Genomic DNA, 21,229 nt, shown 5'->3' on the forward strand with positions numbered 1-21,229 from the left:
GGAGGGCGTCACTGCGATGAAGTGTAAATGGGTTTCTGCGCTGTTGTTGATGTCCTTTCCGTTGGCGGTTATGTCCGCATTAACGACCGTAATCCCCAAAGCATTAACGGGCCCGCTAACCAATCCGGGGATTGGCGTGGCAAGTTTCCATCAGGGGTACGGTGAAACGCTGGGTCTGGCGGATTATCCCAATACCGGATTTGAATACGAGCGATTTTACTGGCGAGAGCTGGAGCCTGTTGAAGGTCAGTATAATTTTGCGCTGGTGGATGATGCCTTCAAATACGCGGCAGCGCATCGTCCCGCGATGAATGTCGGGCTGCGCTTTATGGTGCTTGCCGATCCGGGGGATGGCACCAAAATTCCCGATTGGCTGATTAAAAAAGGCGTGAAAGGCAGCTGGACGCCCGATAATAAAACATTTATTCCGGATTTAAGCGACCCGCTGTTTATTGAGTACAGCCAGCGTCTGCTGAACGCATTCGGAAAACGCTACGACGGTAATGCGAATCTCGCTTTTGTGGATATCGGCATGGTGGGGGCCTGGGGTGAATGGCATAACAGCAATTTCCCTGATCTGAAACCACTGTTGGAGCAGTACACCACCGCGCAGTTAGACCGCTACGTCGCAATGCACTTTTCTGCCTTCCCTTCGACGCCGAAAATAATGTTGATGAGCGGTGGGCAAAGCCTGGCGAATGCGGTGGCGCGAGGGGCTGGATGGCGGGCGGATTGCTGGGGTGACCTGCGCGTATTTTCGGACTCCTGGAGCCATATGGCCGATGATTACCCGCAGCGATTACTGGCAGCACAGCAGAGCTATTCGGGGTTTAACGATGCCTGGAAACGTGCGCCGGTCAGTCTGGAAATCTGTTCATATATGCAGGACTGGAAGAATACCTTCCACTATACGCGTGCTGAAGTGCAGGGCATTTTTGACTGGGCGGTCAAGCAGCACGCCAGCACGATCAACCTGAAATCGAGAGCGATACCTAGCGATTATCGACCGATTGTTGATGATGCGCTGACCAAACTGGGCTATCGGTTTCGCTTAGCGTCTTTGAGCCATGAGTCCGTGTGGGACGGCGGTCAAACGCTAAGGTTGAACAGTACCTGGTATAACGAAGGTATCGCACCGATTTATCTGCCCTACACGCTGGCATTTCGTGTGGTGGATAGCGCCAATAAGGTGGTGGCGCAGGGGAATACGGCGGATGATATACGACGTTGGCTCCCGGGCGTTTATCAGGTTAGCTACGCATTGCCCATGCCGGGCCGACTGGCGAAAGGGCAATACGCCATTGAGGTTTCGATGCTGGATAAATCCGGGGTGGCAAGAATTAACTTTGCCAACGAAGGAAAGCAGAGCAGCGGCTGGTATCGCGTATCAACGATAACGGCACACTAGCCCGTCACGGCAACGAGCCTGAGGCTCAGGCTCGTTGCCGGGTACATTAGATGTTATAACCATTCGGGTTGTTTTTTTGCCAGTTCCAGGTGTCACGCATCATTTCATCAAGGTTGTAGATGGCCTTCCAGCCCAACTCTTTGTATGCCAGTGACGGGTCAGACCAACATTCGGCAATGTCGCCGGGCCTTCTGTCGACAAACTGATAGCTTATTTTTTTCTGCGCCGCTTTTTCAAACGCCTCAATCAGATTAATCACAGAATAACCGACCCCGGTACCGAGATTAATCACCTTGTAGGCAGCGCCTTTGTTCTGGCTATCCAGCGCGGCTAAATGGCCGGTCGCCAAATCCATGACGTGGATATAATCACGAACGCCGGTGCCGTCGGGGGTTGGATAGTCATTACCGTACACCGACACGGTTTTCAGCTTACCAATCGCAACCTGGGAGATGTACGGCACCAGGTTATTGGGGATACCGTTGGGATCCTCACCAATTCGACCCGATGGATGGGCGCCTACCGGGTTGAAATAGCGCAGGCAGGTAATGCGGAAATCGGGCTGCGCGCGGGAGAAATCGGCCAGAATCTGTTCGACCATTAATTTAGAGGTACCGTACGGATTGGTGGTTCCCCCCGTACGCGATTGCTCGCTCAGCGGCACGCTTTCCGGATTACCGTATACCGTAGCAGATGAGCTAAAAATGAATCGATTAACGCCTGAGGCCAGCATCTCATCCAGTAAAACCAGCGTTCCAGTGACGTTGTTTTCGTAGTAAGCAAGGGGTTCTTTTATCGACTCGGAAACCGATTTGAGGCCCGCAAAATGAATGACATCGGTGATGTTATGGTTGGCGAAAATGTTTTTTAATGCCTGCCTGTCGAGAACATCAGCGATATAGACAATGGGTTCCCTTCCAGTGAGTTCCGCGACCCTGTCCAGCGAGATTCGGCTGGCGTTCGCCAGGTTATCGATGACAACGACATCATCGCCTCTTTCCAGTAGCGTTAAAACAGTATGTGAACCAATATAACCTGCACCACCAGTGACAAGAATAGCCATACAGACTCCAGAAAAATGCTAAAAACCCGAGCGATTTTCCAGCAATGCACCCAAGGATCCAGTGGATCAGTTATTTTGCCGGGAAAGGTATACGTTTCTATATTTAATCATACACTTATATGATATTTTTTTAAAGATTGCCAACAGACTGAACTTATTTATTTTTGTATCATAGGCAATATAATTACTTGAGAAATTTAGCGTGTGAACGCCGTCACTGTGGTTGATCGACGAATTGATTTGTTCGATCAGATTCTCATCAAAATTAGCGTCATTCAGTGTGACTAATTCTTTGATGTAGATAGATTTTCCATATGTTTCAGGTGTGCATTCCTGGGTTAAGAAATACATTTTGTTATCGACAAGATAAGGCGCACCTGCTCCCCGATGATGATGATTGCTCACCTTCAATGCAGGAGTAATTCTCTGCCACTGTCCGTGGAGATGCTCGGCCGAATGAATAATTATTTTATTATCCATGGTGGTCGACATAAGATAGCAGGTCTCATTCATTGAAAGAAAAATGTTATCTGTCACTTCGGTGTCAGAGATTAGAACTTTAATTTTCTTCCAGCGCGTAGGAAACTCTACTGACTGAAACAGTATCACTTCTTTTCTTTCTGATGATTCAGGAATCATGAAGAGCTGATCGTTAATATTAATCAGGAAAGGAAATGACAAATGACACATCAGGTCGTCAAAACCTTCAAGTTTCACGTCATCAATTTCAACCAGTTCACGATCAAGAATACGGCATCGGAGCGTGCCTTTCGAGTTGCGAAAGCTAAAAGCTTCATAAAAGACAAACAGTTTATCATCTTTTTCAATAAGAAAAGGATCGGCCTGAAACGTATATTTCTTTTTTAACTGCTGTGCAGCGGATTTACTTAATATATCCAGTGTATTATTCGGGAATAAGTGTGTACCATGATCCTTAATAATCATGATATCCCACGACTCATGATAGAATAACATATTTATTATTCTTTTTATTTTTGCTTGCATTCGTACCCGCTCCTTTTTATCGCCTGCATCATGTATGAACAGCTATTTGCGGCTCAGTTCATGAGACCTGTCGCAACGTTGTATAAATGTGCGAAAACTGATGTGAGAACACCAGTGGCTATTTTAAAACTAGCCGCAAGCATGTTTTTTGTCTATAGCACAAAAGTAGGTAAAAGCTCTCCAGAGCATCCTTGCTCCAGGGGAAAATTTACTCGAAATGCACCTGCGGGTTATCTGCAAGGGAAACGTAGGTTTTGCTGTTTTTATCAAGGGTACGGATTTCACCGCTTTCGATGTCATATACCCAGCCGTGCAGACGAAGCGCATTATTTCGCAGCCCAACCGCGACGCAAGGATGCGTTTTAATATTATTGAGCTGTGCGATAACGTTTTCTTCCACCATGGCGTTAACTTTATCGATTGGGTTATTCCAGGTTTTCTTCTCAACCACGGCTTTCGCGGCATCGGCATAGTGCAACCAGTGAGCCACAGCGGGCATCGGATCCAGAGGCTGGCTATCGGCAATGGCTTTCATCGCGCCGCAGTTGGAGTGTCCGCAGATGACGATATCCGTCACGCCAAGTGCGACAACCGCGTATTCAATCGTAGCAGATACGCCACCGGGTTCCGGTCCAAAAGACGGAACGATATTACCGGCGTTGCGGATAACGAAAAGCTGTCCGGGCTCTTGCTGAGTAACGAGTTCTGGCACCAGGCGGCTATCGGAACAGGAGATGAAAAGCGCTTTGGGATTCTGGCTGGATGCCAGGCTGCGAAAGAGTTCCTTACGTTGAGGGAAAATCTCTTTTTGGAAGTTGAGGAAGCCCTCAATGATATGTTGCATAGCAGTGTCTCTTTTCTCTGTTTAAGCAGGTTATGATGAAGATCACACTTTCCAGTTTAACACCAGCCGACAGAACGGAAAAACTTTATAGCAGTTCTGCAACATCTTTGTATAGTTTTGCCCCACCGTGGCGGGGCAAATAGTGTGATGCGCGCTACGCGTTCTGTCGTTTTTGGTACGCCGCTTTCAGTCGGTTCATCGCTTCTACCAGTACCGAGCGCGGGCACCCAACGTTGAGTCTCATGTGACCCTCTCCGCCGGGGCCATATTGTGCGCCTGGTGACAGACCCAGTTTTGCTTCCTGCACAAAAAATGCGCTTAGCTGTTCATCGCTAAGATTCATTTTTTCCGCGTTCAGAAACAGAAGATACGATGCGCCGCCATACACAATGGAGATTAAGGGACAGTGCTTTTCAATTTCACTTTTAACAAACGCCACATTGTCGGCCAGGTAGGCTAATAATTTTTGGTGCCAGTCGCCACAATGGGTAAAGGCGCTGTAAATGGCCGCCTGCTGTAATGAATGTGTCTCGGCAAGGTAGCAGTTATCCAGGAAACCATAGAACTGATGGCGTAATTCATCATTTTTAATAATGGCAATTCCGCCCTGGATCGCCGCCGTGTTGAAGGTTTTACTGATTGAGGTCAGCACGATTGACTGACTCCCTGTCGCTTCGTCTAAAGTAAAAAACGGCAGATGGCGCTTGCCTGGCAGGGTTAAATCACTATGCACTTCATCTGAGAGAATAATGACGCCAGCTTGCTGACAATAGTGACTTACTTTTTCCAGCGTTTCCCGCGACCACACCATACCGCCCGGATTATGCGGCGAAGGGAAAAGAAACATTTTGCACTGCTTGAGTTTTTCGCTGAAATCATGCCAGTCAAATTCGTAATGACCATCTTTCTCAATGAGGCGCGTTTGAATCAAATTCCTGCCGCTGGTGTTTACCAGATTAGGGTAGGGGTCATATATTGGCGTACAGGTTAAAACATTATCACCTGGTCGGGTAAACACCATCAGAGAGAGCACGATAGTTTTTATGACGCCGGGAATAAAATGCAACCAGTGTGGCTTTATGTCGACATCATACTGTTGCGCATACCAATGAATAACGGACTCTTTCCATTGCGGATAATCCAGGTTGTAGCCTTGTACTGGCTGCGATACCACTGAACGCAGTGTGCTCATGATTGGCTCTGGCGTCACAAAATCCATATCTGCAATCCACAGCGGTAATACATCGGTGGTGCCGTACATCTGTTGTAATTGACCGTATTTACGGCAATTAACATCCCTTATGACAATATCATCAAACAAAGACATTGCTGACTCCTGGACAGTCTCTGAAAAATAGTTTAAGCAACGCAACAGTGAAGAATATTTCTGTATATCTAATTGATATATTAAATTTACCCTGGTGGTAGCCAATATTTAGCTATTTATTAGCCTATGATTTTTGCTCAACCATATGCTCTGTAGCTTCATTTGGTTCATATTTAGCAATGCCAATACCGGTGGCAGCCCACAGCAGGGCAAAGATGATGCCGCTGTAGCAGAGGATTGCCCATGGCAAATAATCAAGCGTCGCCACGCCCAGCATCGTGGCGCAATAAACGCCCGAGGCAGACCAGGGGATAATCGGTTCGACAACGGTTCCGGCATCTTCGGTAGTACGCGAGAGGTTCTTTGTCGCAAGCCCTCGTTTTTTATATTCTTCTTTAAAGGCATCGCCGCACAGCAGCAGTGGCAAGGTTCCATTTGCCGTACAGGCACAGATGGTGAACGTCGTCACAATCGTGGTGGCCACCAGGCGGAATGTGGATTTAACGCCTTTCGTGAGCGCGTTTATCACGGTGTGCAAAGAGCCTGTCGCACTCATTGCGCCGGCAAAGCTGAAGGCGCTGAAGACGGTGACGAAGCTGCTAAACATTGAAATGGCGCCGCCTCGTTCCAGTAAGCGCGAAACATCTGATGACAGTGTTGGCAGGTTATCTCCGGTGAGCATCGCGAGCTTAAAACCGCTAACCACGGATTCGCCAACCGATGATGCGGTAAATTGCTGAAAGGCTAATGCCAGAATCATCGAGACTATTGTGGATAAAAAGAGCATCGGGATTGGCGGTCTTTTTGACAGTGAGCCATACAAAACGATGATCGGTGGCAACAGTAGCAGAATGTTAAAGTGATAAATCTGGCCGATAGCGTTCATCAAGTTGGTGATATTGGCTGGCGCGCTGGATGAGGCATCAATGCCCATGCCCATATAGCTGTATACGACGCAGCAAATAATAAATCCCGGGCCGGTGGTCCACAGCAGATGGCCGATATGCGAGTACAGGTTTACACCGGCAGCCAGCGCCGCCATGTTGGTTGAGTCAGAAACCGGAGAAAGCTTATCACCAAACCAGCAGCCGGAGACAATAGCGCCAGCAGCAATGGGCAGCGAAACATTCAGACCAATCGCTACGCCAATCATGGCGATCCCGACGGTTCCGATAGATCCCCAGGAGGTGCCGGTACAGACTGAGATCAGCGCTCCCAGCATAAATGCTGAAATATAGAAATACTGCGGGTTAATCCACTTCAGACCATAATAAATCATCATTGGAATAGTGCCTGACACCATCCATGCGCCAATTAAGAAACCGATACTGGCGACGATTAATATGACAGGAAGCGCTTCAGATATTTTATTGCAAATAGATTGTAGAATGTCATCCCACGTGTAGCCGTGAGCGATGGCGATAAACGAGGCGGTTGCGGTTCCCATGAGGATCATGGGTTCAGCTCGAATATTGAAGATAAAATATCCGATGCTAATGCCACCCAGCATGACTATCATGGGTAAAACTGACCAAAAGAAAGACAATGGCTTTCTGTTGTTGGCGGTGCAGCTATTTAATTCCATAATTCCATCCCAATCGATAATGGTTGAACACGTCAAATAAATACCTGCTACAGGTCACCCATAAATGGGTAACATAGTTGCCAGAGTTCATGGCTGAACCCTATTTTATTAACTGCTGCAGATTATCTATTTTGACCTGCTATTCTGACGCTTATATTTTGGTAGTAAGGTAAGAGTGAGTTTGACGAATAAATTACCCCTCGGCATAAGGTGAATGATTTCGGCGCTGTTGGCTCAGTTTGCGATATTGCTGCGGCGGCATGCCGACGTATTTATGAAATGAGCTATAAAAACGGCTGCTGGATCGGAAACCTGCAATTGTAGCGATATCCAGAATTGTTTTATCCGTATCGCTGAGCAAAGCCCGCACATGGTTGATGCGCATTGCGGTAATATACTGTTTCATGGTTAGTTGCATCACGCGATGAAAAATGCCCATCGCATAATTTGGGTTGAGCTTAACGTGTTCGGCAATAGCATCGACCGTAAGCTGTTTGTCGCAGTTTGCGGCAATAAACTCCAGCATCTGGCTGACGTAAAACTGTGAATGCCGTGAAATACTGTTTTTCTGGGTGCGCGATGTTTTGTTACCCAGCACTGGCCGCCAGCCAGCGAGGCTAAATCGCTTGAGCATCAGGGCAATCTCATCAATGGCTAATTGATGAATTTGCTCATTGTCGCTGTTGAGTTCACTCTGCCAACGCTGCACTTCAAAAGCGCTCAACTGCTGCGAGGCAAGCGACGTAATCACCATCCCATGCGTCACGTGGTTGATTAGTTCCCTGTCCAGCGGCCAGGACAAAAACAGATGCATCGGTAAGTTGAAGATGGCCATCTGTTTACAGTGCCCGGCATCCGTCAGCTGATGGGGTGTGCAGGCCCAGAACAGCGTGATAAAGCCCTGTTTGCTTTTCACCACTTCGTCGTTGAAAAGGTACTCCACATCGCCATCAAACGGCACATTCACTTCAACCTGACCGTGCCAGTGGCTGTAGGTCATGGCCAGCGGAGCCCGCAGCTCGACGTCCATACGCTGATACTCTGAGTAGAGCGCCAGCGGACTTCGCGACTTTTTTTCATAGCTGCGACACATATGTGGGTCGAGCGGCAGCTGCGGGGTACTTTTTGCCATTATGGGTGGGTTCCTGAATAGTGAATCTGACCATGGGTAGCGCCAAAGCATGAACATAGCTTAACCGAAAAAAAACGCCGTTTTCTCTCCATTTTCGCGAAGTTATTCCCAAAAACTCAGATCCTGTGCCTGTCGCTTGCCGATCTGAGTTAACGGGAATGGCGGGTTTTAATTTTAAAAACGGTCAATCAAAGCTGCTCACTTTGCAAAGCGACAGCGTTTTTCTGCCAATAAATCGGATTCATAGCGATAGCCAATATTCACGCAATACCATACATTTTGTATGTATCCATATCTTAAGGAATCATCATGTCCAGGCTCCGTACTTTAGCAACGGCTTTAGTTGCCGTTGCCGCGATGTCGATGTGCGCTATCCCCGTTTCGGCTAACCCCGGTAATGGCAACGGAAATGGTAATAGCGGCAACCATGGTAATAGTGGGAATAAGGGTAATAGCAGTCATAGCCAGAAAGGAAACCCAGGCCCAAAAAACAACTCGCAATCGGAACAGCGTAAAAATTATGGCAAGCCGGACCATGTTGATAGTGATATTAGCTATAACGTGGCCAGGCAGTACGCCGTCAGATATGGTTTGACGGGATATAAGTCACTGCCTCCGGGCATCGCCAAAAATCTGGCGCGAGGAAAACCACTTCCTCCGGGGATCGCTAAGAAAAGTGTCCCATCCTCGATGCTGAATCAACTGCCGTATTACCCGGGTTATGAATGGCAGGTTGTTGGCGACAATCTGGTGTTGATTGCACTGAGCACGGCAATTGTCACCGCGGTTATCAATGGTGTGTTTGATTAAGTATCCCTGTACTTAATTTGCTCTGTTATACCCACCACAAGCCCGCGCTACGCGGGCTTAATTGTTAAAAAAGTGGGGCTCACAAACCATACAGTTTTATTTTTCGATAGAGCGTGGCAATACTGACTCCCAGTTCTGATGCAGCCTGTTTTTTGCCCTCCACGCTTGAACCAAATCGCTGGATGGCATTTTCGATGGCGTCCCTTTCCGCTTGTTTTCCTTGGTTCGCCAGCTGTCGGGGTTGTGCGGTCATCGTGGTTTTCCTGCTGTCAGCCGGGGAGAGTAAATAAGGGGGCAGATGGCTGGCGTTGATCCCGGCGGCTTCTCCGCGCATCACAAAAATGTATTCGATGACGTTGCGTAATTCACGAATGTTCCCCGGCCAGTGCCAGGCATAAAGGCGATTAATAACGTCATCGGGCAGTTTTTGCGGTGCACGTTGGTAACTGACCGAAAACTCATCGGCAAAGTATTGTGCGAGGACGGCGATATCAGCCCTGCGTTCACGCAGGGAAGGAAGCACCAGAGGGACGACATTCAGGCGATAGAAAAGGTCTTCGCGAAACTGATTATTCTCCACCATCGAGCTAATATTTTTGTTGGTCGCGGCAATAATGCGCACATCAATATTAATGATGTTATTAGAACCCACGCGGGTGATCGCTTTTTCCTGCAACACCCTGAGCAGCTTGGCCTGCAGGTGCAGCGGCATATCGCCGATCTCATCCAGAAACAGGCTGCCGCCGTTGGCCAGTTCAAATTTCCCCATTCGTCCTTTGGGATCTGCACCGCTAAATGCACCGCGTACATAGCCAAACAGTTCGCTTTCCAGTAGTTGCTCGGGGATTGCCGCGCAGTTGATTGTCACGAAAGGGGCGGCTTTACGGGGGCTGTTTTGGTGAATGGCAAATGCCACGACCTCTTTACCCGAGCCGCTTTCCCCGGTGATGAGCACGCTGGCGTAGCTGTTGGCAATTTTGCTAATGGTGCTTCTGAGCTGCTCCATTGAGGAAGAGTGACCAATCAGCCGCACCTGCGTGTCAGACTCGTAAGGGGATGGAGTAAGGTTACTCAGGTAGTCGTGCGCATCACGAAAGATGACCATCGTTAAGCGATCGTTATCCAGCGAGGAGAGCGAAATTTGTTTGCACAGTACATGGTGTTTCTGGCCTTCAAGCGTCAGCCATGCTTCTTCATCGCCATACAAACTGTCCCCGGTTGTTTCAATGGTCAGCGGTAATCCCTGAACTTCGCGGTTGAGAATGCGATCGGCTGAATGATTGGCATGCCAGATAAGACCATTGCCATTAATTGCTACAACGCCGCGGTCCATGGCATCGATCAGACGCCGAAATGCGCCGAGGGTTTCCTGCGCGCGTAAACGCTCCAGACATTCAAAGACCTTACTGGAGATCATCACCGCGATTTGCTCAATAAAAGTGACAAACTTATCAATCTGGCTCAATAACGCGTCACGCTGCGCCTGGGTTGAGCAAATAATTCCGATCACGCCAATCACACGATTGTTGAGAAAAATTGGTGCGTTCAAATCCAGCATTTCAGAACAGTAGTGGTGTTTTTCACATAACTGACACAGCGGATGTTCGCCGGGGTTTTTGATAAGAACCGTTTCTCGGACCTGCAAAACGTGGTGGTAGATGTAGCCATTTTTTGCCACGTTTTCATTGAGCATATGTCGGTATTTACCGGTGCCAGCGATGCGCATTAAGGATTCATCGATGATTTCAACATCCGTTCCGGTTATGCCAGAAATAGCGTCGGCATAATTGCAGATATCATCCTGGATATTGCTGAGTACTGAAATCATGGTACTTCTCCGGCAGTGAGTGGCATTTCTCAAGGGAGATGATAAATATGCGAAGCAATGCAAAAATGATTTGCGAAAAATCAATCTACCGCTCTGTTTTTGGATGTTTTTTTTATTTTATCTTCCGCGATCACACTATTTATCAATTGTGAGAATTTATCAAACGAGGCGATAAACTAACGCTGTGGTATTTTTCAGTACCCATCTTGATCTCTTTTTAATTGGTTGAAAATAAAGCCTTTATTAAAATATTTATAAAGTTTTACTCGATTAATAAAAAACTGGTAAGCATTTTGCTCTATTGGCAATACCGATAGCGTAAATATCTCTGTATACGTCTATTACAGGGAGTGAAATACCAGAACAATGAGGTTTTATGATGCAGGAAAACTTATCATTTTTTATCAACCAGACACCGTTTACCGAACATCCAAACGCGCCGCTGGCACCGTTTAGTCGCCAGGAACTGGTAAAAGCGTTGAATTTTCATCGGTCTATTCCGGGTTATGCGCCGACGCCGTTATATACGCTGCCGGCTCTTGCACAAAAGCTGGGTGTTAAAAATATCTATCTCAAGGATGAGTCTCAGCGTTTTGGCCTGAAAGCCTTCAAAGCGTTGGGCGGCTCCTATGCGATGGCGTGCCATATCGCGGAATTAATCGGCAAGGATATCAGTGAACTGCCGTTTGACGTGATGACCAGCGAAGAGGTACGCCGCGATCTCCAAACCGTCACGTTTGCCACCACCACCGATGGCAACCACGGTCGCGGTGTGGCGTGGATGGCGCGCCAACTGAAGCAAAACGCCGTGGTTTATATGCCGAAGGGCTCTTCGCAGCAGCGTTTGACCTCCATCCGTAATGAAGGCGCTACCGCTGAAATCGTCGACATGAACTATGACGATGCGGTTCGCATGACCGCGGAACAGGCACAAAAGCATGGCTGGATTGTGGTGCAAGATACCGCCTGGGAAGGGTATGAAAAAATCCCGCAGTGGATTATGCAGGGCTACGGCACGCTGATGCTGGAGGCGATAGACCAGCTGCATCAGGTTGCGCCGACGCATATTTTTGTTCAGGCAGGCGTTGGCTCGTTTGCCGGAATGGTGCAGGGAATGGTGGCGGCAGCCTGGGGGGCACACCGCCCGAAAGTGATCGTCGCTGAAGCGTTAATTGCCGATTGTCTTTACCGCTCTGCCCGTTCTAAAGAGGGGGATGCAATTGCGGTGGGCGGCGATTTGCAAACCGTGATGGCTGGTCTCGCCTGCGGTGAGGCGAACAGCATCGGCTGGAAACTGCTACGTGATTATGCCAACGCATTTGCCTCCTGCCCTGATGAAGTCGCAGCGCTGGGCATGCGCATGCTGGGTAATCCGTTGGCGGGCGATCCGCAGATCGTATCTGGTGAGTCCGGCGCGGTCACTTCCGGTCTGCTGGCGCTGCTGATGACCTCACCTGAACTGGCGCAAACGCGTGAACAACTGGGGTTGGATGCGCATTCCCGCGTGCTGTTGGTCAGTACCGAAGGCGACACCGACCCGCAACAATATCTGGATATTGTCTGGGGCGGTCAGTACCCGGGCATCAAATAACACATTTCCTGATTGAGAGAAATAACGGAGAAACCCATGTTATCTGCAAAACGTATTGATGAAGTCATTAAAAACTGTCAGGCGCTGATCCAACAAAAAAGTTATTCCGGTCAGGAAGGGGAAGTGGTTAATGCCATAAAAAAAATGATGCAGCATTACCAGTTCGATGACATCCACGTTGATAAGTACGGCAACATTGTGGGCGGCATTGTCGGCAATCAGCCGGGGAAAACGCTGGTTCTCGATGGACATATCGATACCGTGCCGGTCAACGAAGAGAAGTGGAGCCGCAACCCGTACGGCGGCGATATCGACGATGGCAAAATTTATGGTCGCGGTACAACCGATATGAAAGGTGCCGTGGCGGCGATGATTTCCGCCGTGGGTTTTTTCGGCCAGGACAATCAGCGTAATTTTGCCGGCAAAATCTACGTTGCCTGCATCGTGCATGAGGAGTGCTTTGAAGGTATTGCTGCCCGGCTGGTCAGCGAGCGCTATAAGCCGGACTACGTGATCATCGGTGAAGCTTCCGAGTTAAACCTGAAAATTGGTCAGCGTGGCCGCGCTGAAATTGTGGTCGAAACGTTTGGTAAACCCGCACACTCCGCCAACCCGCAGGCAGGCATTAACGCGGTGTACAAAATGGCGCAATTGATCGACAAAATTCGCACAATCACTCCGCCCACGCACCCGGTACTGGGGCCTGGCATTCTGGAGCTTACCGACATTAAATCTTCGCCATACCCGGGAGCTTCGGTAGTGCCGGATTATTGTCGCGCAACCTACGATCGTCGTTTGCTGGTGGGTGAAACCAAAGAAAGTGTTATTGCCCCACTGGAAAATGCGCTTGCGGAACTTACCGCACAGGATCCGCAGTTTAAGGCCCGTGTCTCCTACGCGGTAGGTCAGGAGTCTTGCTATACCGGTGCCACGATTGAGGGCGAGCGCTTCTTCCCGGGCTGGGTGTATGACGAGTCTGACGAATTCGTGCAGGCCGCTCTGGCTGGCGTTCGCGAGGCCGGGTTTAATCCAACCATCACACAGTACTCATTTTGCACCAACGGCAGCCACTATGCGGGCGAAGCGGGAATTAAAACTATCGGCTTCGGACCTTCACGCGAAAACCTGGCCCACACCATCGATGAATATATCGAGATTGATCAGTTAACCGGCTCGGCCAGCGGCTATTACAGCATCATTCAGACACTCTATCGCCAATAAAAATAAAGATAACAACCTCTTACCTTACAAGTGGTGTCGTGAAGCGACACCGCTATGGAGAATAACGATGAAAACCATTTTCAAAAACGGAAATGTAATCGATGGAACGGGCAGTGAAGGCAGAATTGCCGATGTGATGGTTGACGAAGGACGCATTGTCGCAATCGGTCAAATTGACGCTGGCGTTAATGAGCAGGTTATTGACGCAACGGGAAAAATTATTTGTCCTGGTTTTATTGATACCCATACGCACTCTGACCTGTCGGCCATTATTAACCCCGCGCTGTCGGCAAAAATTCGTCAGGGTATTACCACCGAGCTGTTAGGGCAGGATGGTGTCGCCCTGGCGCCGTTGCCTGAAGAATATATTCCGGCCTGGCGTAAAAATATCGCCGGACTGGATGGCGATACCGACAAAATAGACTGGAAATATAAAAACACAGACGGCTACCTCAATCTGCTGGCATCGCGTCATCCGGCGACAAACCTCGCGTATTTAGTTCCGCATGGCAACGTACGCATGGAAGCCATGGGCCTGGATGGGCGCCCCTCTACTCGTGAGGATGTGGCGAAGATGTGCGAAATCCTTGAGCGGGAGTTACAAGCGGGGGCGTTTGGTCTTTCCACTGGGCTCATCTACATGCCTTGCGCCTTTGGCGATACCGCCGAAATGATTGAACTGTGCAAAGTGACGGCGAAATATGACGGGATCTTTGTGGTGCATCAGCGCAGTGAAGCGGACGATATTATCAACTCAACGCAGGAACTGATTGATATCGCCACCGCCACCGGTGTCTGGCTGCATATTTCACATATGAAGGTTTGCGGTAAGAAAAACTGGGGGCTGATTGACCAGATGCTGGGCATGTTGGAACAGGCGCAGGAAGAGGGGATTCGTATCTCTTTCGACCAGTATCCGTATGTGGCGGGCAGCACGATGCTCGGCGTGATCCTGCCGCCGTGGGTCCACTCCGGTGGCACTGACAAATTACTTGAGCGGCTGGCCTCGCCTGAACTGCGCGCCAAAATGATCGACGATATTCAGCAGGGCATTCCTGGCTGGGATAACTTTATCGATTTTGCCGGGCTGGACCAGATTTTTGTCACCAGCGTGAAAACGACAAAAAACCAGGATGCCGTCGGTCTGAACCTCGTTCAGTTGGGCGAGCTACGCGGAAAAGATCCGTACAACGCCACCTTCGATCTGCTGTTTGAAGAAGAAAACGCCGTTGGGATGGTCGACTTTTACGGTACTGAAGAGCATGTGATTAAGTTCCTTTGCCGTCCTGAGCAAAATGTCTGTACCGACGGTTTAATGGGGGCTGGCAAACCGCATCCGCGCGTGTTTGGCGCATTCCCTCGTGTGCTCGGTAAATATGTGCGTGAAGAGGGATGTCTGAGCTGGGAAGCGGCAATCCGTAAGATGACTGGCAAACCCGCTGAGGTATTAGGCCTGCAGGATCGTGGGCTGCTGAAAGTGGGTTATGCGGCGGATATTGTGATGTTCGATCCGAACACCATTGCCGATAAGGGCACTTTTGTTGAACCCAATCAATATCCGGAAGGGATTGAAATTGTCATGGTTAATGGGCGCATTGCCTTAATCAATGGCACTGAAAGTTATGCCTGTAGCGGTACGGTTATTAGAAAACAATATTAATAAATAACGCTAAACACGCATTGATTTATCGCGACCATTTATGGCCGCGGTAGATCACTACACCCTAAGGACATCACAATGAACCTACAAACGTCTTTACCTTCAGGTAAACCAAAGACCTGGAAAGCAAGGTATACCGTCCTGACATTGATCTGGCTGGCGTGGCTGCTCTCTTTTCTCGACAGAATGGTGATGAGCGTTTCTCTCCCTTATATCGGCAAAGATTTAAATCTGGATACAACCCAACAAGGGTTAATTATTAGCGCCTTTTTTATTGGTTATGCCGCGTTTCAAATTCCCGGCGGTTTACTGGCGGATAAGTTTGGTTCGCGCAAAATCATGGCCATCGGTATTGCCTGGTGGTCTGTTTTCACCAGCTTAACCGGTGCCGTGTTGACGCTGCCGCTAATGCTGGCCGTTCGCTTCTTCTTTGGTGTTGGTGAAGGTTGTTTCCCGTCGGCTTCCTGGAAGATGATATCAACCTATTTCCCGTCGAAAGAACGTGGCCGCGCCACGGCGATTCAGTCAACGGTAAACACCTTAGGCCCGGCGCTGGCGGTAGTGGTAGCTGCAAGCATAATCGGGGCCTTTGGCTGGCACATGGTCTTTATCGTGCTAGGTATTCCGGGTCTGTTTATCGCGGCGGGGATTTACTTATTTACCCGTGACAATCCGAAAGATCACCCCGCAATTACGCAGCAGGATCTGGCGGAACTGGCTGCTGACGAGCAGGGAAGCCTGCAAAACACCAGCGGCATCGCGTTTAAAGACGTCCTCAAAATGCCGGTGCTCTGGCAAATGGCAAGTATCTGGTTTTTGTTTGATATCACCTTCTGGGGCTTTTCAACCTGGCTGCCAAGCTACCTGATCACCGTTCGTGAGTTTTCTCTGGCAAAAACCGGCGTCATGGCGGCCATTCCCTTCCTGTTTGGCGCAGGCGGAACGTTGTTAGGCGGCTATTGCTCAGATAAATTTAAACCCCAGCGTAAAACGTTGTATGTCGTGACCTCCGTTATTGCCGCGGGTTTCCTGTACCTGACCTTCAGCGTGAGCAGTGCAGATATGGCGGTGGTTTATCAGTGTATTTCAGCCCTGTTCATGTTCTTCGCTATGGCGACATTTTGGGGCATTCTGATGGACACCATTCCCAGCAACATCATGGGGCGGGCATCCGGGATCGTTAACTTTGGCGGTCAGATGGCGGGAGTCGTTTCTGCACCTATCATCGGCTGGCTGATTCAAAGCAGTGGTGGAAGTTATAACAGCGCCTTTATCTTTATGATTGCCGCGCTGTTATGTTCTGCCGTCGTTACGCTGACCGTGAAAAGCTCCCATGCTATTGGGGCGTTGCCCAGTAAAGCCTGATTCATGACTGACTCCTGTGGCTCTGCTGATTCCTGAGCCACAGGGCGTTTTACTATCAAATCAGCAGGTTTATTATCTTTTTCTCCAGATTTGACCTGGTATAAAAATGATTCTTAGATAGCTATTCTGCATATACACCTTTGCCGTTGTGATGACCCCCCCTGGTTATATGACCCCGGCCATTAAGAATGAATCATAATAGATGAGGGATTAATCCTACACATGTAGGAATATTCCTTTTGGTTGTGTTAATGGTTTGATATTTAGATAGGCTCAAGGTTTAAAATTTGTAAAATGCAGTGTTGCATTTATACCTTATTCTTCGTTTTTATAAAAAACTAATAAATATACGTGTGAATGTGTTAGGATTTACCTGATAACGCCTTATTTTTATAAATTATAATGCTTAAGGCTCACCTGCTCGATAGCCATCGCCTCTCTTTATTTATCGGGATTCTTATACGCAATGAACGCGATAATCGTTGATGATCACCCATTAGCTCGCATAGCCATCCGCAACTTACTCGATACTAATGGTATTACCGTAACCACCGAGCTCGACAGCGGAGAGCATGTGGTCCAAACCGTTGAGAAAACTAAGCCGGAGTTACTGATTATTGATGTGGATATTCCGGGCATCAGCGGCATCGAAGTGCTGGAGCAACTGCGAAAGCGGCACTATGCTGGTGTAATCATTATCATTTCAGCCAAAAATGAATTTTTTTACGGCAAACGTAGCGCCGAATACGGTGCCAACGGATTTGTGAGTAAAAAAGAGGGTATGAATAATATTCTTGCCGCAATCGAAGCTGCAAAAAATGGGTATAGCTATTTTCCCTTTTCCCTTGAGCATTTTACTGGCTCATCTGTCAGCGAACAGGATAAGCTTGATACGTTGTCGACCCAGGAAATGAGAGTGTTGCGTTATATTCTTAACGGTATGGATTACAGCACTATTGCCAGCAAAATGAACATCAGTAATAAAACGGTAAGCACCTATAAAAGCCGTTTGATGGAGAAATTAGATTGCTCGTCATTAATGGAAATTTATGATTATGCGCAAAGAAATAAAATAGGATAGAGTAATGCTGGAACGCTTGTTTATTTTTTTGATGGTCATATTTACCATCGGGTTTTCTACGGGTGTAAGCTCAGCCCGGCAAGTTGAGCTAAAAAGTAACTATAATACCTCAGTACAACATATCGGCCTGAACAGTGAAGAAACAAACTGGTTAGCGCATAAAAAAACCTTGGTTGTTGGCACCTGGTTACCGGAAGTCTCCCCCATTGTTTATCAAAATAGCGGTGAATATTATCGGGGCGTCAACGCGGATTATCTTGCGCTAATGCAAAAGAATCTCAATATAAAAATTGTTATAAAGCAGTATGATAATGAGCAAGAAGCGCTGACCGCACTTGCCAGTAACGATGTAGATACATTGATAACTCAGCTGTCCCGGCGACAAGATGTTGGCGGCCATTTATTGCGCACTTCGGCATTGCTGACGACGTGGCCGACGCTTGTGACCTCGCTAAAAAACACTATGCTGCCGCTGACCTCGGAGCATCCGGTTAGCGTCGCGTGTGTGCGAGATTGTCCTTTTCTTGATGTTATCCAGGATGCTTTTCCTGAAGCTAAAGTCTCATTTTTCGACGACGAGTATCAGGCCATGGCATCAGTAGTGAACGGTGATAACCAATATTATATTGGGAACAATATCACCAGCAGTCATTGTGTCTCCCGATATTTTTCGCAATCACTGGTTATTACGCACTACTTTGATAAACAAGAGCAATATAATTATTTTGTGGTGAAGGACGACCAGCCAGTATTAAGAAATATTCTTGATGGTTTCATTACGTCAATCAGTAATGAAATTCATATGCAGGTCATGCAGAACTGGCTGAACCGCGGTAACCTTGCTTTTCTGAATGCGCCTATTCCTTTTACCGATCAGGAAAAAGCGTGGCTGAAGAAGAAACATACTATTCGCATTCTTATCAATCCAGATTATCCGCCTTACACGCTTGTCGATCGCAGCGGTGAGTTACGTGGAATTCTTGGCGATTTGCTGAATATTATTCATCTGCAAACGGGGATTGATTTTGAGCCGGTTTTGGCCAACACCAAAAGTGAACAGACAAAACAAATAAGCGGCGAACGATGGGATATGTATCCCACTATCACCCTGACAAATCAAAATCAGCACAATTCGACCTTTAGCGATCCGCTGATGAATGTGGCGTTTGTGATTATCACTTCCCGCGATGAAACGGCCGACTCGTTACTGAATACACCGATCCGTATTGCGTTGCCCGCCGGGCATGTTTTGGAAAGTGACTTGAAACAACGCTACCCGCAGGCCACCTGGGTGGATGCTGATACTGGCAGCGTCGCGATGACTATGCTCAGGGATGGCAAGGTTGACGCGGCAATTGTTACCGAATTGTCGGCAAGGTTCATGGTCGATCATGACTACCAGAAAAACATGCACTTTTTTAGGCTACCAGATATGCCTGGCGCGTCGGTGAGCTTTGCGGTTTCTCCCCACGAGCCCATGTTGAAGTCCGTCATGGATAAAGCGCTGCAGGCGATACCGCCGCGTGAGATTTTGCAGATGACGGAGAAGTGGTCGAAAATTTCTAATACGCAGGTCGATCTCTGGAGTCGGTATAGCAAACAGTTCTATCAACTGGTGGTGTTTGCGCTGTTGCTGATAGCAATTAGCCTGATCTGGGGGATCTCACTCTCCCGTGAGGTCAATAAAAGAAAACAATCGCAGCGGCAGCTGGAAGAGCAGCTTCATCTCAAAGAGGCATTATCTCAAGAACTGGAAACCGAAAAAAATAAAGCGATTGAAGCAACCAAGGCCAAAAGTCGCTTTCTTGCGAGCATGAGCCATGAATTACGTACCCCTGTCAGCTCGATTGTGGGCTTTCTGGAATTACTGTCGAGCTCAGAACTCAGCCCGGCACAACGAAAAGAGGCGATTGCTCTTACCGCAGCGACAGCCCAGTCACTGCTTGGGCTGATCGGTAAGATTCTGGACGTTGATAAGATTGAGTCTGGTAAATATCAGGTTGTTCCTCAATGGACGGATCTCTCGCAGCTCATTGAATTGCAGTGTCACTCTTTTGATGCCTTAGCCAGACAGAAAGGCGTTACGCTTGCTTGCGTAAGCCAGTTGCCGGCAAACGAGCGGGTGTTTGTCGATCAACAAGCTTTGCGGCAAATTCTCACCAACCTGGTGGGCAATGCGCTCAAGTTTACCGAGCAGGGTAGCATTCATGTGACGGCCCGTTTAACACCAGACGGGGAGAATCACGGTACCCTGACCATCGCCATTAGCGATACCGGTTGCGGGATTAGCGAAGAGGAGCAGACCGGGCTGTTTCGTCGCTACGCTCAGGGGCGCTGTGGGCGTCAACAAACGGGGTCTGGTCTGGGATTATTTATCTGCAAAGAGCTGGTGACGCTGATGGGCGGTACGCTGGAGTTGATGAGCGTCCCGGCGCAAGGAACCACGTTTACCATAACGCTGCCGGTTGAGACTGCCCGCCAGTCAATTGTACCGGATAGCAACACGCCGGGGGCGCTGTTGCCGCTGCCGTGTCTGTCTATTTTGATAGCAGATGACAACCCGACCAATCGCCTGCTGCTTAAGCGACAGTTGAACGCCATTGGTTACAGCGTGGATGAAGCGTGTGATGGTGAGGAAGCCGAAGCCAAACTGGCTAAAAAATCATACGACCTGTTGATAACCGATGTGAATATGCCGAAGAAGGACGGGTTTGATCTTGCGGCTTCGTTACGTCGTCAGCAGCCTCATTTACAAATATGGGGACTGACGGCCAGCGCGCTCCCACAGTCACGTGACAGGTGTCTGCAAAACGGCATGAATTTGTGTCTGTTTAAGCCCGTGTCGATTCAGACACTGACGCATGAATTAAGCAAAATCGAAACCGGTTATTCGTCTCCTTGTGCAATCCGGCATCTGAAATTCAATGTCTTGACGGAAAATACTGGCGGCGATCGCGCATTAATGAACGAGATACTCGAAACATTCCGCGAGGCAACGTTTAGCGATTTACAGGCGGCTGAGAAAGCCGTTGAGCAAGACGAACCCCAGCTGTTTTTGCGAGCCCTTCACCGGTTGCATGGTTCGGCGCAAATTCTGGGCATTACTGCTCTTCAGACGCTATGCGAACCTTTTGAATCGATGCGACATGACGATCTTCCTCTGGCAGTACGCCAGGAAGCATTACAGAAGATTGTTGCCGTCATGCGGGAAATTGAGATTGAGATTAACAGTTTGATTAGCCATTAACCCCCCTGATCGGGTTGCCGTAGCAACCCGATCAGGAGAGAAAGTCCTGGTTCAACACTCCG

The 21,229-nt window shown here is 48.6% G+C and carries 15 protein-coding genes; 8 read left to right on the forward strand and 7 right to left on the reverse strand.

Annotated elements, in window-relative coordinates; genetic code table 11:
- Positions 1–16 precede the first annotated feature (16 nt).
- Positions 17–1,408 (forward strand): DUF4832 domain-containing protein, encoded by a 1,392-nt coding sequence (locus OGW44_RS13135; protein WP_185654490.1) that lies wholly within the window; start codon positions 17–19, stop codon positions 1,406–1,408.
- A 46-nt stretch (positions 1,409–1,454) separates the two neighbouring features.
- Here the strand turns inward: OGW44_RS13135 and galE are convergent, their stop codons facing one another.
- The 6 genes from galE to melR form a co-directional block, all read right to left on the reverse strand.
- Positions 1,455–2,471, reverse strand: coding sequence for a UDP-glucose 4-epimerase GalE (gene galE / locus OGW44_RS13140; RefSeq protein ID WP_047414821.1), 1,017 nt, complete (start codon positions 2,469–2,471; stop codon positions 1,455–1,457).
- 66 nt (positions 2,472–2,537) lie between these two features.
- A complete protein-coding gene (locus tag OGW44_RS13145; RefSeq protein ID WP_016154108.1) occupies positions 2,538–3,476 on the reverse strand; it encodes a glucosamine inositolphosphorylceramide transferase family protein in 939 nt (312 codons plus the stop codon).
- A gap of 208 nt (positions 3,477–3,684) precedes the next feature.
- The gene (locus OGW44_RS13150) at positions 3,685–4,320 is read right to left on the reverse strand and encodes a carbonic anhydrase (protein ID WP_016157264.1); all 636 of its coding nucleotides are present in this window, start codon (positions 4,318–4,320) and stop codon (positions 3,685–3,687) included.
- Positions 4,321–4,474: 154 nt separating this feature from the next.
- Entirely contained in the window at positions 4,475–5,647 is a 1,173-nt protein-coding gene (locus OGW44_RS13155) for a MalY/PatB family protein (RefSeq protein ID WP_016157263.1), read from the reverse strand.
- Between the two features lie 124 nt (positions 5,648–5,771).
- Positions 5,772–7,232 carry a Na+/H+ antiporter NhaC gene (gene nhaC / locus OGW44_RS13160; protein WP_016154105.1) on the reverse strand — a complete coding sequence of 487 codons (1,461 nt, stop codon included), beginning with the start codon at positions 7,230–7,232 and terminating at the stop codon, positions 5,772–5,774.
- Between the two features lie 193 nt (positions 7,233–7,425).
- Positions 7,426–8,364: a transcriptional regulator MelR gene (gene melR / locus OGW44_RS13165; protein ID WP_016157262.1), complete on the reverse strand. Its 939-nt coding sequence runs from the start codon at positions 8,362–8,364 to the stop codon at positions 7,426–7,428.
- Positions 8,365–8,673: 309 nt separating this feature from the next.
- On the opposite strand from melR, the gene OGW44_RS13170 reads away from it, so the two are divergent.
- Positions 8,674–9,174 carry an anti-virulence regulator CigR family protein gene (locus tag OGW44_RS13170; RefSeq protein ID WP_016154103.1) on the forward strand — a complete coding sequence of 167 codons (501 nt, stop codon included), beginning with the start codon at positions 8,674–8,676 and terminating at the stop codon, positions 9,172–9,174.
- A gap of 79 nt (positions 9,175–9,253) precedes the next feature.
- Here OGW44_RS13170 and OGW44_RS13175 read toward each other — a convergent pair whose 3' ends face one another.
- On the reverse strand, positions 9,254–11,002 hold the full coding sequence (locus tag OGW44_RS13175) for a sigma-54 interaction domain-containing protein (RefSeq protein WP_137366520.1): 1,749 nt from the start codon (positions 11,000–11,002) through the stop codon (positions 9,254–9,256).
- 376 nt (positions 11,003–11,378) lie between these two features.
- Between OGW44_RS13175 and dpaL the strand changes: the two genes are divergently transcribed.
- From dpaL to OGW44_RS13205, 6 genes are all read left to right on the forward strand, one after another.
- Entirely contained in the window at positions 11,379–12,593 is a 1,215-nt protein-coding gene (gene dpaL, locus OGW44_RS13180) for a diaminopropionate ammonia-lyase (protein WP_431819029.1), read from the forward strand.
- 36 nt (positions 12,594–12,629) lie between these two features.
- A complete protein-coding gene (locus OGW44_RS13185; RefSeq protein ID WP_047499508.1) occupies positions 12,630–13,814 on the forward strand; it encodes a YgeY family selenium metabolism-linked hydrolase in 1,185 nt (394 codons plus the stop codon).
- Positions 13,815–13,881: 67 nt separating this feature from the next.
- Positions 13,882–15,474: an N-acyl-D-amino-acid deacylase family protein gene (locus OGW44_RS13190; protein ID WP_047358944.1), complete on the forward strand. Its 1,593-nt coding sequence runs from the start codon at positions 13,882–13,884 to the stop codon at positions 15,472–15,474.
- A gap of 78 nt (positions 15,475–15,552) precedes the next feature.
- Complete coding sequence (locus OGW44_RS13195; protein ID WP_047358943.1) at positions 15,553–16,839, forward strand: MFS transporter; 1,287 nt, start codon at positions 15,553–15,555, stop codon at positions 16,837–16,839.
- Positions 16,840–17,305: 466 nt separating this feature from the next.
- Complete coding sequence (gene evgA, locus OGW44_RS13200; protein ID WP_016157256.1) at positions 17,306–17,920, forward strand: acid-sensing system DNA-binding response regulator EvgA; 615 nt, start codon at positions 17,306–17,308, stop codon at positions 17,918–17,920.
- A 4-nt stretch (positions 17,921–17,924) separates the two neighbouring features.
- Positions 17,925–21,167, forward strand: coding sequence for an ATP-binding protein (locus OGW44_RS13205; RefSeq protein ID WP_185654491.1), 3,243 nt, complete (start codon positions 17,925–17,927; stop codon positions 21,165–21,167).
- Positions 21,168–21,229: the final 62 nt, after the last annotated feature.

This window comes from Citrobacter sp. Cb023 (genome assembly GCF_030336805.1).
Taxonomy (GTDB): Bacteria; Pseudomonadota; Gammaproteobacteria; order Enterobacterales; family Enterobacteriaceae; genus Citrobacter; species Citrobacter braakii.